Origin of the sequence: Nostoc commune NIES-4072 (genome assembly GCF_003113895.1) — a bacterium.
In the GTDB taxonomy this organism is placed as follows: domain Bacteria; phylum Cyanobacteriota; class Cyanobacteriia; order Cyanobacteriales; family Nostocaceae; genus Nostoc; species Nostoc commune.
In genome coordinates, this window is sequence record NZ_BDUD01000001.1 from 6,695,613 (window position 1) to 6,720,748 (window position 25,136).

General features: G+C 40.8%; 25 protein-coding genes. 21 read left to right on the forward strand and 4 right to left on the reverse strand.

Annotation, left to right across the window (positions count from 1 at the left end; all coding sequences use genetic code 11):
• Positions 1-254 precede the first annotated feature (254 nt).
• Both ovoA and CDC33_RS29995 read left to right on the forward strand, forming a co-directional pair.
• Positions 255-1,616, forward strand: coding sequence for a 5-histidylcysteine sulfoxide synthase (ovoA, locus tag CDC33_RS29990; protein WP_109012019.1), 1,362 nt, complete (start codon positions 255-257; stop codon positions 1,614-1,616).
• Between the two features lie 2 nt (positions 1,617-1,618).
• Positions 1,619-2,113 carry a DUF427 domain-containing protein gene (locus tag CDC33_RS29995; protein ID WP_109012020.1) on the forward strand — a complete coding sequence of 165 codons (495 nt, stop codon included), beginning with the start codon at positions 1,619-1,621 and terminating at the stop codon, positions 2,111-2,113.
• A 603-nt stretch (positions 2,114-2,716) separates the two neighbouring features.
• Here CDC33_RS29995 and ilvC read toward each other — a convergent pair.
• Entirely contained in the window at positions 2,717-3,712 is a 996-nt protein-coding gene (ilvC, locus tag CDC33_RS30000; protein WP_100900363.1) for a ketol-acid reductoisomerase, read from the reverse strand.
• Between the two features lie 251 nt (positions 3,713-3,963).
• Here ilvC and CDC33_RS39250 point away from each other — a divergent pair, with 251 nt between their 5' ends.
• From CDC33_RS39250 to CDC33_RS30045, 10 genes are all read left to right on the forward strand, one after another.
• Positions 3,964-4,113: a plasmid partition protein ParG gene (locus CDC33_RS39250; protein WP_181374175.1), complete on the forward strand. Its 150-nt coding sequence runs from the start codon at positions 3,964-3,966 to the stop codon at positions 4,111-4,113.
• A gap of 87 nt (positions 4,114-4,200) precedes the next feature.
• On the forward strand, positions 4,201-5,115 hold the full coding sequence (locus CDC33_RS30005; protein ID WP_109012021.1) for a CHAT domain-containing protein: 915 nt from the start codon (positions 4,201-4,203) through the stop codon (positions 5,113-5,115).
• Between the two features lie 17 nt (positions 5,116-5,132).
• Positions 5,133-6,053: a hypothetical protein gene (locus tag CDC33_RS30010; protein ID WP_109012022.1), complete on the forward strand. Its 921-nt coding sequence runs from the start codon at positions 5,133-5,135 to the stop codon at positions 6,051-6,053.
• Positions 6,054-6,678: 625 nt separating this feature from the next.
• Positions 6,679-7,548: a DNA adenine methylase gene (locus CDC33_RS30015; RefSeq protein WP_109012023.1), complete on the forward strand. Its 870-nt coding sequence runs from the start codon at positions 6,679-6,681 to the stop codon at positions 7,546-7,548.
• Positions 7,515-8,648, forward strand: coding sequence for a restriction endonuclease, SacI family (locus CDC33_RS30020; protein WP_109012024.1), 1,134 nt, complete (start codon positions 7,515-7,517; stop codon positions 8,646-8,648). Before CDC33_RS30015 ends, CDC33_RS30020 begins: the two co-directional genes overlap by 34 nt.
• A 335-nt stretch (positions 8,649-8,983) precedes the next feature.
• Positions 8,984-9,910 carry a DUF4349 domain-containing protein gene (locus tag CDC33_RS30025; RefSeq protein ID WP_109012025.1) on the forward strand — a complete coding sequence of 309 codons (927 nt, stop codon included), beginning with the start codon at positions 8,984-8,986 and terminating at the stop codon, positions 9,908-9,910.
• Between the two features lie 234 nt (positions 9,911-10,144).
• Complete coding sequence (locus CDC33_RS30030) at positions 10,145-11,500, forward strand: NAD(P)/FAD-dependent oxidoreductase (protein WP_109012026.1); 1,356 nt, start codon at positions 10,145-10,147, stop codon at positions 11,498-11,500.
• A gap of 132 nt (positions 11,501-11,632) precedes the next feature.
• Positions 11,633-12,868, forward strand: coding sequence for an LL-diaminopimelate aminotransferase (locus CDC33_RS30035; protein ID WP_109012027.1), 1,236 nt, complete (start codon positions 11,633-11,635; stop codon positions 12,866-12,868).
• Positions 12,869-12,990: 122 nt separating this feature from the next.
• Complete coding sequence (locus CDC33_RS30040; RefSeq protein ID WP_109012028.1) at positions 12,991-13,629, forward strand: Uma2 family endonuclease; 639 nt, start codon at positions 12,991-12,993, stop codon at positions 13,627-13,629.
• Positions 13,630-13,866: 237 nt separating this feature from the next.
• Positions 13,867-15,576 carry an AIPR family protein gene (locus tag CDC33_RS30045; RefSeq protein WP_109012029.1) on the forward strand — a complete coding sequence of 570 codons (1,710 nt, stop codon included), beginning with the start codon at positions 13,867-13,869 and terminating at the stop codon, positions 15,574-15,576.
• Positions 15,577-15,644: 68 nt separating this feature from the next.
• On the opposite strand, the gene CDC33_RS30050 is transcribed toward CDC33_RS30045, so the two are convergent.
• Complete coding sequence (locus CDC33_RS30050; RefSeq protein ID WP_109012030.1) at positions 15,645-15,941, reverse strand: hypothetical protein; 297 nt, start codon at positions 15,939-15,941, stop codon at positions 15,645-15,647.
• 521 nt (positions 15,942-16,462) lie between these two features.
• Here CDC33_RS30050 and CDC33_RS30060 point away from each other — a divergent pair.
• Positions 16,463-17,332: a zinc metalloprotease HtpX gene (locus tag CDC33_RS30060; RefSeq protein WP_109012032.1), complete on the forward strand. Its 870-nt coding sequence runs from the start codon at positions 16,463-16,465 to the stop codon at positions 17,330-17,332.
• A gap of 243 nt (positions 17,333-17,575) precedes the next feature.
• On the opposite strand, the gene tnpA is transcribed toward CDC33_RS30060, so the two are convergent.
• Complete coding sequence (gene tnpA / locus CDC33_RS30065; protein WP_109011110.1) at positions 17,576-18,001, reverse strand: IS200/IS605 family transposase; 426 nt, start codon at positions 17,999-18,001, stop codon at positions 17,576-17,578.
• A 75-nt stretch (positions 18,002-18,076) separates the two neighbouring features.
• Between tnpA and CDC33_RS30070 the strand changes: the two genes are divergently transcribed.
• The 7 genes from CDC33_RS30070 (at position 18,077) to CDC33_RS30105 (ending at position 23,266) form a co-directional block, all read left to right on the forward strand.
• A complete protein-coding gene (locus CDC33_RS30070; protein ID WP_109009857.1) occupies positions 18,077-18,259 on the forward strand; it encodes a hypothetical protein in 183 nt (60 codons plus the stop codon).
• Positions 18,260-18,538: 279 nt separating this feature from the next.
• Positions 18,539-19,147: an IS200/IS605 family accessory protein TnpB-related protein gene (locus CDC33_RS39940; protein WP_244919382.1), complete on the forward strand. Its 609-nt coding sequence runs from the start codon at positions 18,539-18,541 to the stop codon at positions 19,145-19,147.
• A 296-nt stretch (positions 19,148-19,443) separates the two neighbouring features.
• On the forward strand, positions 19,444-19,836 hold the full coding sequence (locus CDC33_RS30085) for a hypothetical protein (RefSeq protein WP_109012033.1): 393 nt from the start codon (positions 19,444-19,446) through the stop codon (positions 19,834-19,836).
• A gap of 415 nt (positions 19,837-20,251) precedes the next feature.
• Positions 20,252-20,446, forward strand: a complete 195-nt coding sequence (locus tag CDC33_RS30090; protein WP_244919438.1) for a zinc ribbon domain-containing protein — start codon at positions 20,252-20,254, stop codon at positions 20,444-20,446.
• A 71-nt stretch (positions 20,447-20,517) separates the two neighbouring features.
• Entirely contained in the window at positions 20,518-20,877 is a 360-nt protein-coding gene (locus CDC33_RS30095) for a hypothetical protein (protein ID WP_109012034.1), read from the forward strand.
• A gap of 120 nt (positions 20,878-20,997) precedes the next feature.
• Positions 20,998-22,299, forward strand: a complete 1,302-nt coding sequence (locus CDC33_RS30100) for a M16 family metallopeptidase (RefSeq protein WP_109012035.1) — start codon at positions 20,998-21,000, stop codon at positions 22,297-22,299.
• 106 nt (positions 22,300-22,405) lie between these two features.
• Complete coding sequence (locus CDC33_RS30105; protein ID WP_109012036.1) at positions 22,406-23,266, forward strand: fructosamine kinase family protein; 861 nt, start codon at positions 22,406-22,408, stop codon at positions 23,264-23,266.
• A gap of 72 nt (positions 23,267-23,338) precedes the next feature.
• Here CDC33_RS30105 and CDC33_RS30110 read toward each other — a convergent pair whose 3' ends face one another.
• Positions 23,339-23,644 (reverse strand): TMEM14 family protein, encoded by a 306-nt coding sequence (locus CDC33_RS30110; RefSeq protein WP_109012037.1) that lies wholly within the window; start codon positions 23,642-23,644, stop codon positions 23,339-23,341.
• Positions 23,645-23,731: 87 nt separating this feature from the next.
• Between CDC33_RS30110 and CDC33_RS30115 the strand changes: the two genes are divergently transcribed.
• Complete coding sequence (locus CDC33_RS30115; RefSeq protein ID WP_109012038.1) at positions 23,732-25,078, forward strand: ATP-binding protein; 1,347 nt, start codon at positions 23,732-23,734, stop codon at positions 25,076-25,078.
• Positions 25,079-25,136: the final 58 nt, after the last annotated feature.

Genomic DNA, 25,136 nt, shown 5'->3' on the forward strand with positions numbered 1-25,136 from the left:
TACAATCTTAACTTGATAGCAATAAGACAGTTAATAAGTGTTTTAACTCACCTATACTTTTTCAAAGTTTATACATTATTTATATTATTTTGACAAGTCGTAATTAGAGTAATTTTAACTACACCTTTTATCTATTTACAAATTTAGTAAATTGTCTGATCATAACGACACAAGACAAAACGTAATTAACAACATTTTTTTGTAATAAGTTGTAACTTATGAATTTGTCTGATGAATGTTCTGTCAAAAATATCATGGCTTTAGTTCCAACGATAAATAAACTGACATCAACGCAAGTGCCCACACTCAATGATTGCAGTTCACAAAGCCTGCTCAATTACTTTGAGAATTCTTGGGAACTTGAAGAAACACTCATGAAAAGTTTGGTCGGGGAAGAAACTTTTTATCTTAACCCCGATCCTTTAAGAAACCGTCTAATTTTTTATCTTGGTCACTCAGCTGTTTTCTTTATCAACAAATTAATTCGCGTTGGTTTAATCAAAGCTGGAATTAATTCGCAATACGAAACCCTATTTGAAATCGGAGTTGATCCTCAAACACCGACAGAACTCGACGCAGCTATGCAAGGGGTTAGCTGGCCTGATGTAGAAAAAGTTTGGCAATATCGAGATAAGGCGCGAGAAGCAATTACAAAAGTTATTCAAAAGACTCCCCTGGATCTCCTAATTCATCAACAGCATCCCTTCTGGGCTTTGCTGATGGGAATAGAACATAGTCGGATTCACTTTGAAACCTCTTCGATGCTGGTGCGTCAGTTACCTACTAATCGCCTAAAACGTCCCCAAGGTTGGGATTACGCACCTAGTAAGGGTAACATTCCCAACAATGCAATGCGGCGGGTTTCAGGTGGTATGGTAAAACTAGGAAAACCCAAGGATGATCTTACTTATGGTTGGGATAGCGAATATGGCGATCGCACTGTTGAAGTGAAACCATTTTTAGCTAGTCAATATCTCATCACTAACGGCGAATATCTGAAATTTGTTCAAGCTGGTGGTTACAACAATCCAGATTACTGGAATGCTGAATCTTGGGACTGGAAGCAACTCTACAACGTCCAACATCCCAAATTCTGGATACCCTTCCCGGATGGTTATCGCTATCGAGCCACATTCGACAAAATAGACTTACCCTTAGACTGGCCTGTAGAAGTAAATTACTACGAAGCGATCGCATTTTGTCGTTTTCAAGGCTCAGACATGCGCTTGATGACTGAAGCTGAATGGAATCAAGCCTTACTTACCTCTGAGGATAACCAGTTATCAAGTAACTATAATCTCAACTTACAATTCATTTCCCCTAGCCCGGTGGGAATGTTCAAACCAGCTAATAGTGCTTCTGGACTTTACGATCTTAGAGGAAACGTCTGGGAATGGTTAGCGGACACATTCAACCCCCTACCAGGATTTCAACCTCATCCGCTTTACAAAGATCAAGCAGCACCGTTTTTTGATGATAAACATCAGATGATGCTTGGCGGTTCTTGGGCTACTAACGGTTCAATGGCATTACCAACCTATCGCAACTGGTTTCGTCCTTACTTTTATCAACACGCTGGTTTTAGAATTGCTCAAGATTTCAAAGGAGATTACTGAGAATGAGGCCAAATCCAATCGTACCAAAACCAGGTCAAGAATCAGTTTGGGATTATCCTCGTCCGGCTCGTTTAGAAGATAGCAACAAATCAATTCGGATAATTTGTAATGGTACTGTTTTAGCAGAAACAATTAAAGCTAAAAGAGTTTTAGAAACTAGCCATCCTCCGGTTTATTACCTTCCTTCAGAAGATATTAAACTAGAATATCTCATTGAAACACCTAAAAAAACTTGGTGTGAATGGAAAGGTAAGTGTCAATATTATGATATCAGCATCGGTGAAAAGTATATAAATAACGCTGCTTGGCGATATATTGAACCCACACCTGATTTTGTAACGATTCAAGAATACTACGCTTTTTACCCTAGTTTAATGGATGCTTGCTATGTAAATGATGAGCTAGTTATGTCTCAACCTGGCGATTTTTACGGGGGATGGATTACTGCTGATATTGTCGGGCCATTTAAAGGTAGCCCTGGAACAATGGGGTGGTAATTTATCAGCTAACAATTCATGAACATCCCATCTCAAACCTCCGGGGTACTCCCGCCACATCGGTACTCCGATTGGCGGGATGGGGGATAGGAGGGGTAAATATAAGGGTTCGATACCCTTATATTTACCAATCTTTTTCTAATCTTCATAAACTAAAACCTTTGTATGGTAAGCATTTCGGGGTATAATTAAGCAGCTCGAGTCAGTAGTCTACTGTTGGAGTCGTTCGCGCAGCGTGTCGCAGACAAGACCGGAAAACAAAAGCCCAAGCCAACAGACTGAACCTTGAAAACTGATATGGGGTTGCATCCAAAAGTACAGATTTTATCTGTCAGGTTGGGTGCGTAAAATCAGTTGCCTTGGGTTGTACAAAACTTTGGTTTCTTGTACAAAACGGCGGTGTGGACGCATCGTTGCAGACTGTGGAGGATACTAGGTTACTAGTCCTGTGAATCAGTAAACTCTAGTTGCGAAGCTAGATGCTCCCGCTAACTGAAAAGCAGTTAGCGGTGAGAGTCGTCACAGACATTATCTTGAGAAGCCCACACTCACTACAAGCGGTGAGTGTGGAATGTATTTCAGTTCTTTGGCTTTCTGTTTTGCTTAAGCTTTTTTCAACCAGCTAAACATAGCGCGTAAATCTTTGCCGACTTCTTCAATTTTGTGTTCAGCTTCTTTGCGACGCATGGCGGTAAATCCTGGTTTACCAGATTGGTTTTCTAAAACGAATTCTCGTGCAAATTGTCCAGATTGAATTTCGCTAAGAATCTTCTGCATTTCAGCTTTGGTTTGTTCAGTCACAATCCGCGGCCCACGAGTATAATCGCCATACTCAGCAGTGTTAGAAATGCTGTCGCGCATTTTAGCTAAACCGCCTTCTACAACCAAGTCAACAATCAGCTTGACTTCATGCAGACATTCAAAATAAGCCAATTCTGGTTGATAACCAGCTTCTACCAAAGTTTCAAATCCGGCTTTGATTAAAGCACTCAAACCACCGCACAATACCGCTTGTTCGCCAAATAAATCTGTTTCGGTTTCTTCGCGGAAAGTAGTTTCGAGAACACCAGCGCGAGTTCCACCGATACCTTTAGCGTAAGACATGGCGCGATCGCGTGCCTGACCGCTAGCATCTTGATAAACTGCAAACAGGGCTGGTACACCTTCACCACCTTCATAAGTCCGGCGTACCAAATGCCCCGGCCCTTTGGGTGCTACCATCACCACATCTACGTTAGCTGGTGGTACAACTTGCCCAAAGTGAATATTGAAGCCGTGGGCAAAAGCCAACACATTCCCTTCTTCGAGATTTGGTTCAATCTCGTTTTTGTAAATAGTTTTTTGGACTTCATCAGGTAACAAAATCATGATAAAGTCAGCAGCATTGGCAGCATCTGCAACATTCTTCACAGTTAACCCAGCAGCTTCAGCTTTTGCTACTGACTTACTACCCGGATATAGTCCCACAATCACATTCAAACCACTATCTTTGAGATTGAGAGCGTGGGCATGACCTTGAGAACCATAGCCGATGATAGCAATAGTTTTTCCAGCCAAAAGGTCTAAATTGGCATCTTCGTCATAATACATCCGGGCCATAGAAGCATCTCCTGTCAGCAAGCATCGTCATTTATTGGCAGGCTTAAGATTGTACCTCAAATTGAGTAACCACAGCTGAACTGTCAACTAGAAAAAGGCCAAGTTGATGAGCGATACTGCAATGATGGCGATCGCCTTACCGAGAAAGAATGGCGGATTATTCTCAACAAAACAACTGGATTTTTTCGGAATCGCCTTTTTTACATTTGTAGATTTGTGTAAGAATTACATACATAATATCAATCTACACAATGCACATTAGCATCACAGATGACTTAAAGAAACGGTTCCATGCTACCTGTGTCATGCGGGGTAAGAAGATGAGCCAAATAGTAATTGAGTTAATCGAGCAATGGCTCGAAACCAACAAGGTTTCCCAAGCTGGGGAGATAAAAAGATAAGAGGCTAGTACCAAATCGAATGTTATTGCTACTGGTAAAGCCATTTGAGTGAGAATCTGCTCAACTTATGTAACTGGAGTTTAGTAAATGGTGCAAACAATCTTAATTTTGGCAGCAAATCCTCAAGGCACAAAACCGTTGCGTTTGGATGAGGAAGTGCGTGAAATTGATGCTGGATTGCAGCGAGCCAAACAGCGTGAGCAGTTTGTCTTAGAACAGAAGTGGGCAGTGCGACCGAGGGACATCCAGCGGGCTATGCTGGATAACAATCCTTCTATTGTTCATTTTTCTGGGCATGGAACAGGAGATGAAGGTTTAGTATTTGAAGATGAAATAGGTTCGGCAAAGCTGGTCGATGGAGAAGCTTTAGCGGGACTGTTTGAACTGTTTGCAGAGCAAGTTGAGTGTGTTGTTCTGAATGGCTGTTATTCGGAAGTGCAAGCTCTTGCGATCGCACAACAAATTAATTATGTGATTGGCATGAAAAAGGCTATCGGAGATAAAGCAGCAATTGAATTTGCTGTGGGTTTTTACGATGCTTTAGGAGCAGGACGATCTGTTGAGTTTGCCCACAAATTAGGTTGCGCTGCAATTCGGTTGGCAGGTATTCCAGAGCAACTAACCCCGGTTCTCAAGAAGAAGCCAAATATTCAAAAGGCAGTTTCTATTGAAGAACAGCCTCCAATCACGAACGAACCTGCACCTGAAGAACTAAACGACTCCGACAAAGAATTACTTACAGAACTCTTAATACGTAGTAGACGTGCAGAATATTCGGCACGAAAAGCACTTTGTATAAGAATTGGAATTGAATCAAATCAACTTGGATTTTTAAGACAATCCACCGATGCTGACTTTGCCTTAGAGCTAATTGACTATTTGTATACTACCGATGATAAACAAGCTCTTGGGAAAATCTGCTCCGAACTTGAAGTTGTGTTTCAAAGAGGGAAGTACTCGGCTGATTTGAAAAATCTTAAATCCAAACTTAATTGTAACTAGTGCGAAGAGTTAAAAGTATGTCAACTCAATTTTTTTTAGACGAAACTGATATAGACACATTAATAAATCTTTTACTGCGTAGCCAACAATCAAGAACACGAGAAGCACTATGTTTTAGCATTGGAATCGACCCCAAGCGACTTTCATTTATCAGAGATTCTTCGGATTCTGACTTTTTTCTACTACTTATTAGGCATTTGAATGAAATAGGTGAACAAGAAGCTCTTTGCAAGCTTTGTTGTAAGGAACTATCTCCGGTTTTTCGCCACGGAAATTATGCGACCATTTTAAGTGAAATTGCAGCCAAACTCAATTGTAATCAGAGGTTAAGTCAGAATTTCACCAATAATCAGCAGCCAACTTTTCTATCGTCTAGTCCTGCTCCTAGTGTCAACGTTAATACCTTTATTCAACTTGCTAAAAACAAATTCATTAGATATAGTGTAATTGTTATAATTGGTTTAGCAGGGTTTGTCTCGTTTATTCAGAGCAGTAAATTAACTTCTTCACTTCCACAAGATGGTAATGTTATTTCATTAGAATGTCTAGGAAAATCGCCTACTGGTTTAAAATGGTTAATTTCTGACATAAATAATAATGTAAGTTTAGCTTCTAATATTGATGCTCATGCTAAATGGAAGATACAGGTTATTAGTGATCAAGAAGTTGCCTTAGAAAATCAGGGAGTAATTAATAATAATTCAAAATGGTTAGACGGTGTAACAGTGGACGGCTCTGTTAAATTAGCTCCTAGCACAGAAAGTCCCTATACAGGTACACATTGGAGAATCAAGACACTTAGTGATGGAGTAGTTGCCTTAGATAATCAGGGAAAATCAAAATGGTTAGACGGTGTAACAGAGGACGGCTCTGTTAAATTAGCTCCTAACATAGGAAAAAACTATACAGGTACACATTGGAGAATTAGTAAGCAGTGAAAACTCCAGATTTTTACAGATGATTATCTTGAAATTTATTCAAACTATATGGTTTGTTTGCCCCTGGTGACAGCCTCACTAGCTCCACGTTAATTTTCTGTGATCGCTTGTAGTATTCGATACTCTGCGGCAAGGAGTTTGTTATGTTTGGAACGCACTTAATAAGGTAGCTTTAGCCGCGACCGAGCAAGTAGATTGCGAAAGAATAATTATCTGAAACTCTTATACATCAGCTTTTAGCAGGTAATCAAATCTTGTTGCTTAGTTTCTTCTTGTGTTCAATTCCATAATTAAAGCTCCCATAAATATGAAGCAAGCATCGGCTTAAGTCTATATATTTAATATGTTTGCTAGCACAGAGTATGTACTGTTCTCTGTGGTTAGGCTGGAGAAGAATTGCTAAAACTCAGACAGGATAGGCTTTTGCAGACTATTTTGCCTGAAATTACACGTATCTAATACTGTTGGCGATCGCCTTACCGAAAAAGAATGATAGATTATTCTCTGAAAAAATAATGCAAGTATTTTTGTTTGTTTATACTTTATTTCTCGACACTATATAATAAATTGCGTTTTACCCTTATCCTCGGTTTCGGGTAAAGCAATCCCTTTGAGGTTGGCTTTCATGGCAAAGAAAATTGCATTTGGTTGGTATGGCGGCAAGTACAGTCATTTAGATTGGCTTTTACCCTTGTTGTCAAAAACGACCCACTACTGCGAACCTTTTGGTGGTTCAGCAGCCGTGTTATTGAACCGGGAGCCTTCGCCTGTGGAAACCTACAATGATATTGATGGCCAGGTAGTCAACTTTTTTCGCGTACTACGCGACCAAAAAGACCAACTCATCGAGGCGATTGGGTTAACCCCATTTTCGCGTGAAGAATTTCGGATTGCTATTGCCAAAGAAGAAGAGAGTTTGCCAGACCTGGAAAGGGCTAGACGATTTTTTGTCCGGGCGCGACAGGTGAGAACAGGCTTGGCACAAACCGCCAGTGTTGGACGATGGGCGCACTGCAAACTTACTAGCCGCGCTGGAATGGCTGGTGCAGTTTCTCGGTGGCTAGGCAGTGTTGAGGATCTGCCCGAAATCGTGCAACGGTTGCTACGCGTGCAAATTGAGAACGACCGAGCAATTGATATTATTCGACGCTACGATAGTCCAGAAACATTATTTTACTGTGACCCTCCCTACCCGCACGATTCCCGTGGGGATAGCAAGGCTTACGCTTATGAAATGACCGACGACCAGCATCGGCAACTAGCTGATGTTTTGCGTTCAGTCAAAGGTAAAGTTGCCCTTTCAGGCTATGATTGTTCCTTGATGCAGGAACTTTACGGTGACTGGAACTGCATTAAAGCGCCCATGAAACACTGCCATTCCATCAAGCAGTTACGGCAAGAAGTACTTTGGCTCAATTATGACCCTCAAGCCTCCACACTTACTGTTGAAGAAATCGCTCCATGTCCACAACCCCAGCAGCTATCCTTGATGTAGCTTTACAAAAAGCCGAAGCATCGATAGCACAACCGATTGTCACCAACCCCAGCATTGCCGAAAAAATTGACTATGTATCGCGCTATGTAGGCAATCGTGCTGTAGTTCGTTTGTTGCTGGCCTGCTCTTTGGCAGCAATTCACCGTGGGAATGTTGATATCCGCAAGCCTTACACCGAAATAGGCACACCAGATGCTTACTCTGGACGATACTACGATGAAAGTTACATCACAGCATTCATTAACAAGCACGAATTGCCCTGTAATCCCACTACCGCGTTCCTCACCCCTGCCCTGCGGAACCGTAACATCACCTTAACTCCAGCAGTCAATCTGGTGGGACGACCGCCCAAACTCTACGAAGCCGCGCTGCAATTACTTGATGATGTTCATCAAGGCAGAATAACTGCTGAAGAACTGCTAGCCCAAACCATTCGCTGTCTAATTATTGCTCGGAACGAGAAGCGGCAACGTATGGAAACACTACTAGCCGACCTGAAGAAGTCGGAAGATGCAATACCTTTGTCAGCAGAAGAAATTATCACACTCCTGAAACAGCATTTGGCTTGCCGAGGTTCAAGCCGCCTTCCTGTACTAATTGTTGCTGCTGCCTATCAAGTAGCAGAACAATATATTGGGGAGCGTTTTTTACCTCTAGAATCCCACAATGCAGCAGACGAGCAGACAGGTGCTTTGGGAGATTTGGAAATTACTTTAGTTGATGATGAGAAGGTGATTACCAGCTATGAAATGAAGACCCGACGCGTCACGTTAGCAGATATTGACCGTGCTTTGCAAAAAATCAACAGCACAGGCAAGCGGGTTGACAACTATATTTTTATCACGACGGATGCGATAGAAGAAGGTATTCAGGAATATGCTTCAATTATGTACGACCGTACAGATGGTATAGAGATTGTGGTTTTGGATTGTATCAGCTTTGTACGTCACTTTCTGCATTTGTTCCATCGACTACGATCGCAATTTTTGTCAGCCTACCAACAGCTAGTGCTAACAGAACCAGACAGTGCCGTTAGCCAACCTCTAAAAGAAGCTTTTTTAGCATTGAGACAGGCTGCTGAAAGTGCCAGGGAATTTTGACCGACAAGATACGGTAGGGGATTCTAAATTGGTATAAAGGCAGATTTACACTGGCGATCGCAGATCCAACTTGTTTTCAAAATCAAACAATTTCAAAAATATCAACTACCAGAAAGCAATTTTACTACCCTACTGGCAAACAGACTTGTTGCAGATATTTTTTGAAATAATCGTCAAATGACTTACTAATAATCTTTTTGAGATATCTCATCAAGATGAATTTTCATTCTCTGTAAATAAAAATGACTAACCCTGTTACATAAATCGCAACAATACAGGTTTTGAGTTTTACTTCAGTAATACTGGGGTTAACTTCATCCATCTGGGGGTAGATTATGTACGCTTCGACTAAATTCCCGCGCACATCTGCTTTATTTATAAGTGCATTATTAGGAGGGGTGATTTTCACCAGTTGCGCTTCTTCTGAACGCTCAACAAGTTCGGCTTTACCTCAGATGGCCGCCGATGGGATGGCAAATCGAGCATCTGCACCTGCTGGTGAAAGCAGTATTTCTCAAAAGGCGGAAGCTTCATCAATAGTTCGTTCTCGTCCCCAACTGATCAAAAAAGCAGCAATTTCTTTGACTGTCAACTCTGTAGATAAAACTATTGATGCTGTTTCGCAAATTATTAATAAACAGCAAGGGGATTTAATCGGGTTGAGACAACAACAACCCAAAACCGACAACCCGCGTCACACAGCAACAATACAATTGCGGATACCAGAGAACCGACTAGAACCTACCTTAGAAGAGCTAGCTAAATTGGGCACTGTCGAGAGTCGTAATATCACTGCCGAAGATGTAGGCGATCGCCTCGTAGATTTCCAAGCCAGATTAACCAATTTGCAAAAAACCGAAGCCAATTTACAAAAAATTATGGATCGGGCTGGTTCTATTAGAGATGTGCTTAGTGTTGCCCAAGAACTGAGTAATGTCCGAGAAACCATAGAACAAATTAATGCCCAACTCAAAAGCCTACAAAATCAAGTTGCTTATTCCACTATTACGCTGAACCTAGAAGCAGCAGTTTCTAGTACCAGTCCCCAACCTGCCTTGGGTTTGCAAGTTAAGGAAACTTGGAACAACTCCACCCACTCTTTGAGTGCATTTTCCGTTGGCTTACTCAAACTGGGTATTTGGTTAATTGTTTACAGCCCCTATTTGTTAATTTTTGCTGCTCTTGTCTATGGCTTTAGGCGTTGGCGGCGAACTCGTTCACCACGTTTGACACAAACACCAGAGTCAACTATTTCTGACTAAACTTGCATAAATTCTACATCTACCTTTGATAAATCTACACAGATAAAGAGGGATTAATATATTTCAAACTCTTATTGTCTGTACCTTTCTCTTAAACAATTTTGTTTATCCTGTAGTCTCGATTACTTTAATACTTTTTCAAATGTAAAGAGCAATACAAAATATATGATGACAATTTTGATACAAATCTGTTAAGAATAGTTACAATAGTCGGCATACACGATAATATTTCTTATGGTAAATTCACTTGACAATAATCCACCCCATCAAGTAGTTATTGTTGGCGGTGGTTTTGGTGGACTTTATGCGGCAAAAACGCTCGCTAAAGCTGCGGTAAACGTTACTCTGATCGATAAACGTAACTTTCATCTATTTCAACCCCTTTTATATCAAGTCGCCACAGGTGCGCTATCTCCTGCGGATATTTCCTCACCGTTGCGTTCTGTCCTCAGCAAGAGCAAGAATACGAAAGTGCTGCTGGGAGAGGTGAATAATATTGATCCAGAAGCAAAACAAGTGACTGTGGGCGACGAAGCAATAGCTTACGATACGTTAATTGTGGCCACAGGAGCCAAGCATTCCTACTTTGGTAAAGACAACTGGGAAGAATTCGCCCCCGGCTTGAAAACTGTAGAAGATGCCATAGAAATGCGTCGCCGGATCTTTACAGCCTTTGAAGCCGCAGAAAAAGAAACCGATCCAGAAAAACGCCGTGCTTGGTTAACCTTTGTAATTGTTGGTGGTGGCCCTACTGGTGTAGAGTTAGCGGGTGCGATCGCAGAATTGGCAAATCAAACCCTTAAAGAAGATTTCCGCAGCATCGACACATCAGAAGCCAAGATTTTGTTATTAGAAGGATTGGATCGGATTCTGCCACCCTTTGCACCAGAGTTATCACAAGAAGCGGAAGCATCTCTAACGCGGTTGGGGGTGGTTGTGCAGACAAAAACACTGGTGACAAATATTGAAAATGATATTGTTACCCTCAAACAAGGCGAAGAAGTTAAAGAAATTGCCTCAAAAACGGTATTATGGGCAGCAGGTGTGAAAGCTTCAGCAATGGGGAAAGTGCTAGCAGAACGCACAGGTGCTGAGTGCGATCGCGCTGGACGGATTATTGTCGAACCTGACTTGAGTATTAAGGGACATCCCAATATTTTTGTAGTTGGCGACTTAGCAAATTTTTCTCATCAAAATGGTAAACCCCTACCTGGTGTTGCACCTGTAGCCAAGCAAGAAGGTGAATATGTCGCAACATTAGTTAAACAGCGGCTCGCAGGTAAAAATTTGCCACCCTTTGCTTATACCGATCATGGTAGTTTAGCAATGATTGGACACAATTCTGCTGTGGTAGATTTGGGCTTTATCAAGCTGAAAGGTTTTGTTGCATGGTTGTTTTGGCTAGTGATTCACATCTACTTCTTAATTGAATTTAACAACAAATTAGTAGTAATGATTCAGTGGGCATGGAACTATTTCACCCGTAATCGCGGAGCAAGATTGATTACAGGTCAAGAATCGCTCACGGAGTTTGTAATTAGCGATCGCAATTACACATCAGCTGATAATAAACTGCCAGTAAATGTCTAATTAGTCATTAGTCATTAGTCATTTGTCATTAGTTATCCTTCCCCTGCTCTCTCATCGCCACTTCCCATAACAAAGTTATCGCCCTCATAAATTAGCAGTAAGCTATTTGAGGGCGTTTTTCATATTTACATAATGGCAACTATTAACAACAACTACCTGAAACTGAAAGCGGGTTATCTGTTTCCAGAAATTGCTCGACGGGTGAATGCCTTTGCAGAAGCCAATCCTGATGCTAAAATCATCCGCCTGGGCATTGGTGATGTTACCGAACCTCTGCCGGAGGCTTGCCGCACAGCTATGATTAAAGCTGTGGAAGAAATGGGCGATCGCAATACCTTCAAAGGCTACGGGCCAGAACAAGGCTACGCTTGGTTACGGGAGAAAATTGCAACTCAAGATTTCCAAGCACGGGGAGCCGATATAGATGCTTCGGAAATCTTTATCTCCGACGGTTCCAAGTGCGACACCGGCAATATTTTAGAAATCTTTGGACATGACAACATAATTGCCGTTACTGACCCCGTTTACCCCGTATATGTAGACACTAACGTTATGGTGGGAAATACGGGAGATGCCAACGATAAAGGCGAGTTTGAGGGTTTAGTTTATCTACCAATTACGGCTGATAACAACTTTACCGCCGAAATTCCCTCAAAGAAAGTCGATTTAATTTATCTCTGCTTTCCCAATAACCCCACTGGCGCAACTGCTACCAAGGAATATTTAAAGGCATGGGTAGACTATGCCAAAGCTAATAACTCGATTATTTTCTTTGATGCAGCCTACGAAGCTTATATTACCGATCCGTCGCTTCCTCACTCAATTTATGAAATTGAAGGTGCAAGAGAAGTTGCGATCGAATTTCGGTCTTTTTCTAAGAATGCAGGTTTTACAGGAACCCGTTGCGCGTTAACCGTTGTACCGAAGACACTCACAGCAAAAGCCGCCGATGGTTCCGATGTGGAACTATGGAAACTGTGGAATCGCCGCCAGTCTACCAAGTTTAATGGTGTTTCTTACATCATCCAACGGGGAGCCGAAGCGGTTTACTCTGAAGAAGGACAGGCACAAATCAAAGCATTGGTGAGTTTCTATTTAGAAAACGCCAAAATTATCCGCGAAAAACTCACAGCCGCCGGATTATCAGTTTATGGCGGCGTGAATGCGCCTTACGTTTGGGTGAAAACTCCTAATGGTTTATCCAGTTGGGAATTTTTTGATAAGTTGCTGCAAACTGTCAACGTTGTGGGGACACCTGGTTCTGGCTTTGGTGCTGCGGGTGAAGGTTACTTCCGCATTTCGGCGTTTAACAGCCGGGAGAATGTCGAAGAGGCGATGAAGCGGATTACTGAGAAGTTTAAGGTGTAGAGCGATCGCTTTTAGCCGCTTTTGTTAAACTCAATTCATTAATCTAAAGGTTACGGTGGGCTATATTATCCACCGCAACCTGACAGATAATTATTAAAAATCAGCTTACTTGTATTCTGGTTATGACTTCTGCCATCCCCGTTTTTAAACCTGTTAGCCAGATGCAGTTAGCACCTGGTAGTACAGTGACAATTCCAGATGTTAGCTGGGAAGAATTTGAATCTATTTTACAAGAATTAGGAGAAAAAAGAACTACACGAATTGCCTATAGCCAGGGTACTTTAGAAATTATGGCTCCTTTACCAGAACATGAAATACCTAAAGATTTAATTTCTGATATTGTAAAAATATTGCTGAAGGCTAAAGATATTAGATACCAACCTTTTGGTTCCACTACTTTTAAACGGCAAGGTGTAGCAGGAGTTGAACCTGATGCTTGCTTTTATATTCAGAATTATCAACAAATGATTGGTCATCGCCGCTTACAGCCTGATGATCCGCCGCCAGATTTAGCAATCGAGACTGATGTCACATCAAAAACTACTCTTGATGCTTATGAAGCCATTGGAGTCCCAGAACTATGGGTTTACGACAGTGGAAACCTTTCTATTTATTTGCTCAGAGATGGGAAATATATAAAATCTAATATCAGTCCTAATTTTGAGGATATAGCTATTACTCAGATTATCCCTGCTGCCGTAGAACGTAGTTGGCAAGTAGGAAGTTTTCAAGCTTTGGAAGAATTGGAAGCGATGATTTAGTAAATAAGCAATTAGGCATCGCTCATTGTCAGTTACTGCCAAATTTGGATATTGCAATTATAACGCTATATGCAGTAGCACCCGATCTGCTGGAAGTTGCGATCGCATTTAGGCAAAAAGTTAGAAAAATACCGAGTTAAATAGTTTTTTTATTTGTGTTTACAACATTACACCTAGAATATTCCGTAGTGGCTTGTCTTTTGCTATACTACAATCTCTATAAAGAATAAGGAAATTATGGACAGGATCACAAGTGGATTTTTAAAGGCTTTTAGACAAGAACAGTCTCTTCCTGAAGACTTAGCACAATTTGAGCTTTTTGAGCATTTTGTTAATTATTGTATAGTATCTAAAGAATATAATGATACTTTTTCACTTGAAGATATCCATGTTGGCGGTGGTACTGATAAAGCCTTAGATGGTATTGCAATTCTTGTTAATGGTAGTTTAATTAGCTCGAAAGAAGAGCTTGAAGATTTAGAGAAAAGAAATAGATATTTAGATGTTGAATTTATTTTAGTTCAATCCAAGACCAGTAGCACTTTTGATGCTGGTGACATTGCTAAGTTTTTATTAGGCTCTCAAGATTTTTTTAGTGAAAATCCAGAGCTACCTGAAAATGATAAAATACGGGATAAATCAGAAATAATAGGACTGATATATAACCAAAGCAATCTTTTTAAAAATAGGAACCCAATATGTAAATTATACTATGTTACAACTGGTAAATGGTTTGATGATCAGCATCTTAAGGGAACAATTGAGACTTTAAAGAAAAATATTGAAAATATGCAAATGTTTGAAAAAGTTTATTTTTCTCCTATTGATGCTGACAGTCTTCAAAATTTATATCGGTTAGCAAATAATAAAATATCAAGACAAATTAAGTTTGAAAAGCGTACTGCATTGCCTGAGATAGAAGATGTAAGAGAGGCGTATATTGGAATCTTACCGGCACGCGAGTACTTGAAATTGATTACTGATGAATCTGATAACATTATCAGAGGACTATTCTACGATAATGTACGAGATTTTCAGGGAAACAATGATGTTAATCAAGAAATAGAGGCAACGATAAAATCTGATGATCACAAATCGTTTGTACTCTACAACAACGGCATAACTATTGTTGCAGAAGATATCAATGTTGTTGGAGATCGGATTACTATTACAGATTATCAAATTGTTAATGGATGCCAAACTAGCTATGTTCTGTATCATAACCGAGAATCGATTGATGATTCTCTTTGTATACCAATCAAAGTAATTGCTCTAGCTCGTGACAGTAGATTAAAAAACAACATTATTAAAGCTAATAACAGACAGACACCAGTAAAACTTGAAGAGCTTGAATCGTTAACTGATTTTCAGAAAAAACTTGAGGAATATTACAAATCTTTACCAGAAGATAAACAACTATATTATGAAAGAAGACCAAGACAATTTAATGGGATTGAAGGTATTGAAAAAATAAGAATAGTGGATATACCCTCTCAAATGAGATGTTTTGCATCTATGTTTCTTGAACAAGCTCATAATGCAGGTAGATACCATGCAAATTTGCAAGATGAAACTAAACAAAATATATTTTTATCTGATCATCATCCAATAGGATATTACGTCAGCGCATATGCAAAATTTCGTTTAGATGCACTCTTTAGAAAGAAACACATAGACGCAAAATATAGTCCGTTTAAATACCATATGCTTAATATTCTTAGAATACAGGTATCAGGCAAGGATATGCCTAGCATAATATCGAATAAGTTCATTAAGTATTGCGAAGTAATGGAAATAACTTTGTCGGAAGACAATAAATGTAAAGAGGCTTTCTTGAATACTACTGCAATCATTGATAGTCAGGTAAATGGAAATTATGATCGTGCAGTTGCAAAAACTTTAACTTTTTCAAGAAGCCTAAAGAATTTTTTGTTTGAAATTAAGTGAGAATTGATCCTTTATACATATCCTGATTCAAGGTGTAATTTTTAAGGTGAAACGAAGCGCGATCGCTTTCATGTCGTGGTTGTAAACTTAGCATTTTGGGTATGTTTGGCAGAATGATTTTCTGGCTCTGAATACATAGCAAATAACTCACTAAAAACCTCTTCCCCATTAATCTCTCCATTACTAACAAATCGTTCTACCTCAACCGAACCATCCTCAAAAAATTCCACTTCCCATCGTTCACCAGCCACCGCCACATTCACCATAATAGTTTCATCCCGATGATGGGCTAAAGTGTAACTAATTCTCTCTTGTTCCAATTGATTTAGAAACGTAACTAGTTTGCCAAATCCATGATTCTTCATTTGTCAAACCTCTTATCGCTTAATAACTTACGAACAACTTTAAAACCCGGTTGATTTACCTCTGCTCCCGCTTCAATCTCCTCCCATAACATTTCACAAAACTCATCCCAACTGGGCGATTCTTCCGGGAGTGGAGCCTGTTTTATACTACCCTTCTTGTACTTCAGGATTTCAGACACCTTTTGCCCAGCAAATTTGTGTACGATTTCTTCCTCTCCTTTTGATTGAGTGGCTATTTAACCTTATACAATAGCGATCACTTATGAAATTTCTGCCTGAATAAACAATTTGCTTCTACAGATAGATGCCTTTTTAGTATCTATAGAAAAACTTTTTACTACCATGAGAGAAAGTATCAAAAATAACTAAATTAGTATTTATAACAGTTAAGTGGGAAAACCGTACTTGTCTGATAGGTTTTCTGTACCATATATCTAAGTTTAACTGGATACAATCAAAACGTAGCTTAATTAATGCTGTTTCAAAGAAAAATAATACAGCATTAGCAGGAGAGCGAAAATATGACAAATCAATTAAAAACGGCTGTTTTGCTAGCTGCGTTAAGTGGTCTTTTGATCGCAATTAGTTACTGGGTAATTGGCGGTACTAGTGGCTTGATAATAGGAATAGGTTTAGCAGCAGTAACAAACCTGTTTTCCTGGTATCAATCAGATAAGATTGCTCTAGCAGTATACCAAGCCCAGCCCGTGAGTCAAGGGGAAGCACCGGGACTTTATCGGATGGTGCAGAGATTAAGCGATCGCGCTAACATCCCCATGCCCAAAGTTTATATTGTCCCAAGCCAAGGTGCAAACGCCTTCGCTACAGGGCGCGATCCAGAACACGCTGCTGTTGCTGTCACCGAAGGCATTTTGAATATATTGCCAGAGGATGAACTCGAAGGCGTTATCGCCCACGAACTTACCCACATTATTAATCGTGACACCCTCACACAAGCTGTTGCTGCTACGGTTGCTGGTGCTATTTCATTCCTAGCGCAAATGGTTAGTTATAGCTTATGGTTTGGCGGTGGTTCACGAGATGACAACAGAGGTGCAAATCCTTTGGGTGTTTTATTAACAGTAATGCTTGCGCCATTGGCTGCAACTATTATTCAGCTAGCAATTTCGCGCACACGAGAATTCTCTGCTGATGCAGGTTCAGCTAGATTAACCGGTAATCCCCGCGCCTTAGCTAGGGCGCTACAACGTTTAGAAGGCTCGGCAAGGCAGATGCCCTTAAATGCCAATCCAGCTTATGAGCCATTATTAATTATCAATTCTATCTCTGGACAGTTTATGGGTAACTTGTTCTCTAGTCACCCTGCTACAGAGGAGCGAGTTGCAGCATTGCTGAAACTAGAGCAACAATTGCCAACAACAGTTTATTAATTTGTCATTAGTCATTGGTCATTAGTCCTTTGTGAATTGACAATGACTTATGACTAACAGTACAGGGTGCAGTTTTCATCCGAGAGTAAGCTTTGCAATTTAAGGATGTTTAAACTATGACTTATAACAACATCGAATCCATTGAAACCCCAGTAATTGAACAAAAATGTTGAGCGCAGTCCCTACCTAAACTTCGTTATAGGTAGGGTTAGGGAAACCAGTATAAAATGCTCCCGCAACGATTCATTCTGGTTTCTCTTGGTTGTGCACATATTCTATAAGTTTATCCAGTGGTGCTTGTGCGCCAACACTAATTAACGCATAAGAACCAGACCAAAACTGAGGTTTTTCTGCCCAATAAAACTTTTTTAGATGTTGAGAAAATTCAGAGCGTAACTTCCGAGAAGTTACAGTTTTTATATTATTTACTAATTTAGATAAGTCAACACTGGGATGAGTCTCAATCAACAGATGCAGATGATCTGCTTCTCCACCAAACTCAATTAACTCACATTCCCATTTAAACAGTAATTCATTGATGATTGATTTCATCCTGGTGAGTATTTCCGCCGTTAAAGATTTGCGACGGAATTTAGTTACCAGAACTAAATGATAGATGAGTCTAAAAGCACTGTTAGAACGGGTTTTTAGCTTGATATCATTATCCATAACTAATTCAATAACTATATTGACAATTAAACAGGAGCTTGGTAGTATATCTTTGTCAAGGTCGAGACAAAGCCAATGAGTAAAGCAAGAACTAAAAAGAAACCCATACAGGAAGTTAGAACCGATGTTTGGGAGTTAGTAGCGGATAAAGAGCAAAAACGCCAAATGGTTTTAACAGTAGAGGTATATCAATACGGTTCGGATAAGCATTTTTCACTTTCCTTGTGGTCTGGGGAAAGGGTAAGGGGTAAAGGGTAAAGGATGTATTGAAAACCAATACCTTTTCCCTTTGCCCTTTAACCGAACCGTATTGGACTAACTGCAACGTGCAAAACTTATCCTGCTTTATATAAAGGTCAGCAGGTAAAGTATGGTTTAAATTATCAAACTGTTGATATGAAAGTGTGGAGTGGAACTGATTGGGTATGGCTTAACAATATTCAAGTCAAAAGGCATGGTTGATCTCGTCATCTAATTGATGGTAATCAGATACAATCACCTGCTCTAGTTGTTAGCAAAAACAAAAGTCAACTTTCTATGCCCGTTCAAATTAAGAAGGTTGATACAGAAGACTCTGATTTTGTATGCAGTGTTGATATGGGCATTAACAATGCTGCTACAGTCTCAATTGTTGGTAAAAACGGTACTGTAAAGGCAAGGAAGTTCATTAACCCTGCCAGAGACATAGACCGCAGAAATCAACGTAGAATGATGATTAGGAAGAAATCATCACAAACAGCTAATCTAACAAAACGAAAACTACCTACTGGTTTTTGCAAAGGACTTTACCGCAAGTCAGCCAACATCAATTTAGAAATATCTCGTAAGGTTATGAGAGACATTGTGGAGTTTGCGAAAACTCACAATGTTAAAGTAATTGTGTTTGAGAATTTATCTGGATGGAAAGCTAAGGCAGGTAGAAAGGGTTCTCTGCAAAAGCAAAAATTCCATCTTTGGTGTCACTGTAAAATAGTTGAGTTGACACAACAAAGATGGAATGAATTGGGAGGTAAAATAATTTTTATTAACCCTAAATACACCAGTGCTTACGCTTTTGATGGAAGTGGTAAGGTTAGAAGGAGTAAGATTAACAATTCGCAATTCGCAATTCGCAATTCGCAATTACGTTTTGTAACGGGGATTTAGACCCCGCCACAAAACTTGCGGCTTGTTAGAAGCCGGGGACTTCAACCCGCCGAAGTTTGTTAATTACTCTTTGGCTGTATTTAAAAATGATAAGCAGTACAACGCTGATCTCTCTGCTTCTTACAATATTGGTGCTAGATCCTGGTACTCGTTAATTGTAGGAGATAAGCACTTTTCTAGAGTGTTCGTAGGCAAAAGTTCCAACGACACACTGAGAACGCCAGTAACTCTGGATACGCTGAGAAATCTTAGGGTTTCCTAGCGAAAGAATCCCCAACTATATTGCAAGCAATTAGTTGGGGTGCGTTCAATCTACTGAATCCTTAGTAATTGTAGAAATTAGACCTGAAACAGATAAATTAGTAGAAACTGAAATGGCCGGCGAAAGTGATGAAGTCAAGCGCGAAACTAAAGCGCTGATTGAGGCACTAGAAAGACGCAGCCAAGCGGAGTCAGCAGGTACTCTCACCCATGAAACTTATTTAAAAGCTGTGCGACAAGCACGAGAATTGATTGAAGGCAGGAAAGTGAAAGAAAGCGATCGCTTAGAAGACTCTTGGGCGATAATTCAGGATGAAGCTGAGAGAAACTGGCACTTAATGATGAAAGACTTAGTAGACTTCAGCTTTCGCCTGCAACAAGCGGCTATTGCTGCTTGGGAAACTTTCAATCACCCTTACTCTCGTTAGTTCGACGAACCTCTCGCTGTCTTGAATTAAAGTTCAAGTCTGTTCCTCTCCGAGTTGGCTACGGTGTACACACAGGTTATTGAATTACCCCTCCCTAACCCTCCCCTTTACAAGGGGAGGGAATTAGGTGTTTTAGCTAAATCAAAAATTCATCCCACACCGCCCTTCGGGTCGGATATGGGATGAATTTTTGGCTGACGACGAATTGACCCACAACCAATTCAATCCACAGGATTGACAGGGCAGGGGGTCGATGAGGAGTCAGCATTTTTTGTGTTTGGCAACGTGTCAATAAGTTCATCTATCACTTGAGTCATAGTTTTATCTGCATATTCTGCATATTCCTTGAGTTTGTTAAATCTGCGCTCAGACATTCTTAGCCGCAATTGTTTATTTTTCATATTAGGTAATAGCAATCAATCCAAATGGCACTAGCCAAGAATGTTCTAATTGCGGTCACAAAGTTAAAAAGCCGCTATCTCAAAGAATGCACAATTGTCCTGTTTGTCATACTAGTTTGTGCAGGGATTTGAATGCAGCTATAAACATCAAGGCGCGTGGGACGCACGCCCTCAAAGCTCAATTAATGTCTTCACAGAAGAGTCATTGAGAAGCCCACACTCACCGTCGATAGGAGTGTGTGGAGTACGTCACTTTTCCCTTTCTAACGTTATTTTGGCGATGCCTGCGGCGGGCTACGCCAACGCATTTGTTGATTCGGTGATCACATTTGTTGATTTAGGGTTCGCATTTGTTGATTTGGAGTTCGCATTTGTTGATTCGGTGATCACATTTGTTGATTTAGGGTTCGCATTTGTTGATTCGGAGTTCGCATTTGTTGATTCGGAGTTCGCATTTGTTGATTCGGTGATCACATTTGTTGATTCGGGGTTCACATTTGTTGATTCGGGGTTCACATTTGTTGATTCGGTGATCACATTTGTTGATTCGGGGTTCACATTTGTTGATTCGGGGTTCACATTTGTTGATTCGGAGTTCGCATTTGTTGATTCGGAGTTCGCATTTGTTGATACTCTGTGAATAAAAGTAAACAAGGCTCAAACTCCTTTTCCCCCTGCCCCCTGCTCCCTGCCCCCTCCTCCCCTCTCTCTTCGTCACGGATAAGATAAAGAGGTAACGTAGCTCCTCACACAAGTAGCAATGACTTCAACCCTGCGGAAACTTCCTCGTCTTAATACCCCAACCCTGCATCAGTTACCCAATGGTTTGACAATCATAGCGGAGCAGATGCCAGTTGAAGCTGTAAACCTCAACGTATGGATTAAAGTTGGTTCAGCCGTAGAATCTGATGCCATTAACGGCATGGCTCACTTTTTAGAGCACATGATTTTTAAGGGAACAGAACGACTGGCTAGCGGCGAGTTTGAACGTCGGATTGAAGAACGGGGTGCTGTCACCAATGCCGCAACTAGCCAAGATTATACTCATTACTATATAACCACAGCCCCCAAAGATTTTGCCGAGCTTGCTCCACTACAAATAGATGTAGTATCAAATGCGAGTATTCCTGATGATGCTTTTGAACGGGAGCGATTAGTAGTTTTAGAAGAAATTAGGCGCTCAGAGGATAATCCCCAACGGCGGACATTTCGGCGGGCGATGGAGACAGCCTATGATAAACTACCTTATCGCCGTGCAGTATTGGGGCCAGAATCGGTGATTGCCGAACTTAAACCCCAGCAGATGCGAGATTTTCATGCTAGTTGGTATCAACCCCAATCAATTACTGCTGTAGCTGTGGGCAATTTGCCTGTGGAAGAATTAATTGCAACCGTTGCTGAAGGATTTACAAAAGCCACTAAAACTCAGTACTCCCCACTCAGTACAGACGCGATTAATCGCGTCTCTACCCACTCCCCACTCCCCACTGAATCACCATTTACAGAAATTGTCCGTCGAGAATTTGTAGATGAAAGTCTCCAGCAAGCAAGGCTAGTCATGCTTTGGCGAGTTCCAGGAATGGTTCAGTTAAATCGCACCTATGGACTGGATGTTTTAGCCGGAATTTTGGGACATGGACGGACATCAAGACTGGTGAGGGATTTACGAGAAGAACGAGGATTAGTTTCTTCAATTTCTGTGAGCAACATGAGCAATCAGCTGCAAGGGACATTTTATATTTCAGCTAAATGTGCAGTGGAAAATTTAGCAGAAGTAGAAGATGCGATCGCTCAACATATTCGCACAGTCCAAACCGAATTAGTCACAGAATCAGAAATTGCCCGTGTGCGGCGGCGAGTAGCAAACAGATTTATTTTTAGCAATGAAACACCAAGCGATCGCACTGGGTTGTATGGTTATTATCAGTCTTTGGTGGGAGATTTAGAACCCGCCTTTAATTACCCAGATCATATTCAGAGCCAAAATGCAACTGACTTGATGCAAGCAGCCAAAGAGTATCTTTCCCCAGATGCTTATGGTGTAGTTGTCGTCAAGCCGTAAATTAAAAATTAAAAATGGGGCATTGGGCATTGGGCATTGGTAATTAATCAATAATTCTTCTTCCCCTGCTCCCCCTGCTCCCTCATCCCCACTCCCCAATTTAATCATGTGGACTAAAATCGATGCTCAAATTACCCAGGTGACTGGCGAAAAATTTCAGAGTCAGCAACGGCGATCGGTTGGTGGCGGATGCATCAACCAAGGTTATGCTATTTCTAATGGTGAGATAACCTACTTCCTTAAGATTAACCAAGCATCCCAAGCTGCGATGTTTGAGGCTGAGGCAATGGGTTTAAAGGAAATGCTAGCAACAGCTAGTATTCGCGTCCCCAAACCTATTTGTTGGGGTGTAGCTGACAATTCTAGCTACATCGTGCTGGAATGGTTAGAACTCGGTAACGGTAACAGCAATTCCTGGGAAGAGATGGGGCGCAAGTTGGCGGCGATGCACAAAGCTAGCAGTAGCCAAGGTTTTGGTTGGGAAATTAACAATACCATTGGTTCCACACCCCAAATCAATACTTGGACAGCAGAGTGGACAGAATTTTATATTAAACATCGCCTGGGTTATCAATTTCAATTGGCAAGGCGAAAGGGAGGAAATTTCCCCTCTTCAGAAAAATTACTAGCAGCAATCCCTGAACTAATGGCGCATCAGGTGCAACCTTCTTTAGTACATGGCGATTTATGGGGCGGAAATGCTGGGTGTACTAACTCAGGAGAACCAGTAATTTTTGATCCTGCAACTTATTTTGGCGATCGCGAAGTTGATATTGCCATGACAGAATTATTTGGTGGATTCCCCGCAGCATTTTACCAAGGTTATAACAAAGTCTTTCCCCTAGATCCAGGCTATGAGCAAAGAAAAACCCTCTATAACCTCTATCACATTTTGAATCACTTCAATTTATTTGGCAGCAGTTATTCTTCCCAAGCCAACCGAATGATTGACCAAATTTTGCGCTAACCACAACTTTGCGTACCTCCGCGCTTCCCTTTGCGTTCCTCTGCGTTTAAATTTCCCCCCTCAATTCCCCCCTCAATTCCTCACCATCACCCCCAAAGCCAATATACCCAAAATCGTCATCAATCCCGCCGGCATAAACTTGCGTGTTTTAGCCAGTCGAACTGCAAAAACAACTACCAAAACACCAGTAACTATCACCGCTAAAATCGACCCCCAGCTTTGCCCCTGAAGTTGAAAGTAAGCCGCTAGCAATAGTAATAAACCGCTAATGCTACCACTTAAAAGTGAAACCTTACTTCTAGCCTGAATATAGCCCATAATGCCACCAGCGATCGCTAATATGCCGTAGGCAAAAGCAGCAATTATACTTAAATTCATTGTTACAACCTATGTAGACTTTGACTTTACTGCCAGTGTCAGCAGACAATTTACCATAGCTATTTAGCTATACCACACAGTTAATTGATGGATAATCAAGCGATGCCAATAGCAAGTACTTCCTCATATACAAAGGTTCAATATCTCCAGCGCCAAGCAGCCTCACTTTTACTGTACCAGTCTGTTCTGCAAGGCGAAGTGGGGATGGCATTTCTGGAACTGTTGCAAGCTATACGTTACACTGATGCCGATGCCCGGGGTTGTCTGCAAGCCTACGGTAGTTACTTCCACGCTTTGGCTGCTAAAAATCAAAATTGGGAAGACTATTTAATTACTCAAATTCTCTTCTCTGATAATCCTTTTACAAAGCTGGCCCAAGTGCAAGAATTCGAGGATTTACCCCCAGCAATAGTCGCAGCAGTTCGGCATGATTTACAAGTATTGCAAAGTCTCTATGAATGTAGCAGCGCTTCTTTAAGTGAGTGGATACAAGGCGTGGCGCACATGCCGATTTCGCCAGTAGTGTGGTATAAAGAGCAAGAATTGGTAGGAGGAGAGACATTCGCTACATATCTACAAGAGTTAGATAATTGGGGTGATGCTGTAGAAGAGTTAGCGGCTTATTATCGGCAATGTGGCTCTGGTTTATTTGCAGAATATCGCGCTTTACGTTGGCAAGCTGGGCAGTTTATCGGTATTCGGTATTCTGATCCAATTAAGCTGAGTGCGCTTGTAGGTTATGAGTCTCAAAAAGATGCTTTGCTGAAAAATACAGAGTTTTTATTATCAGGAGAGATGGCACTGCATGTATTACTTTACGGTAGTCGGGGTTCTGGCAAATCTTCTTTAGTAAAATCTTTGTTGAATGAATATAGTAATCGCAGCCTCCGCTTATTGGAAGTGGCAAAATCTGATTTAAAAGACTTACCAAAAATCGTGGAACATTTACGAGGAGTGTCACAAAAATTTATCATCTTTGTTGATGATCTTTCCTTTGAAGAAGATGATGATGCCTTTAAAGCGCTCAAGGTAGTTTTAGAAGGTAATTTAACCGCACGACCACAAAATGTAGTTGTGTATGCTACTTCCAATCGCCGCCACCTAATTCGGGAGTTTTTTGTGGATAGACCTACTCCTAAGGATAACGAAGAAATCCATGCTTGGGATACGATGCAGGAGAAGCTTTCGTTTAGCGATCGCTTTGGTTTAACCTTGACCTTTGAACCAGCCGATCAAAAAACTTATTTAAAAATTGTACAACATCTAGCCAAGCAAGCTGAAATTAATATTACCCAAGAAGATTTAGAATTTCAAGCATTACAATGGGCAACTCGCCACAACGGTCGTTCTGGACGCACAGCACGGCAGTTTGTAGATTTTTTAAAAGCAGATTTAAGACTTTTTGGTACAAAGAACAATGCACCCAGCAATTAATATTAAGCATTTTCCTATGTGTATTTTAATAACAAATTACTAATTACTATGAGAGCTA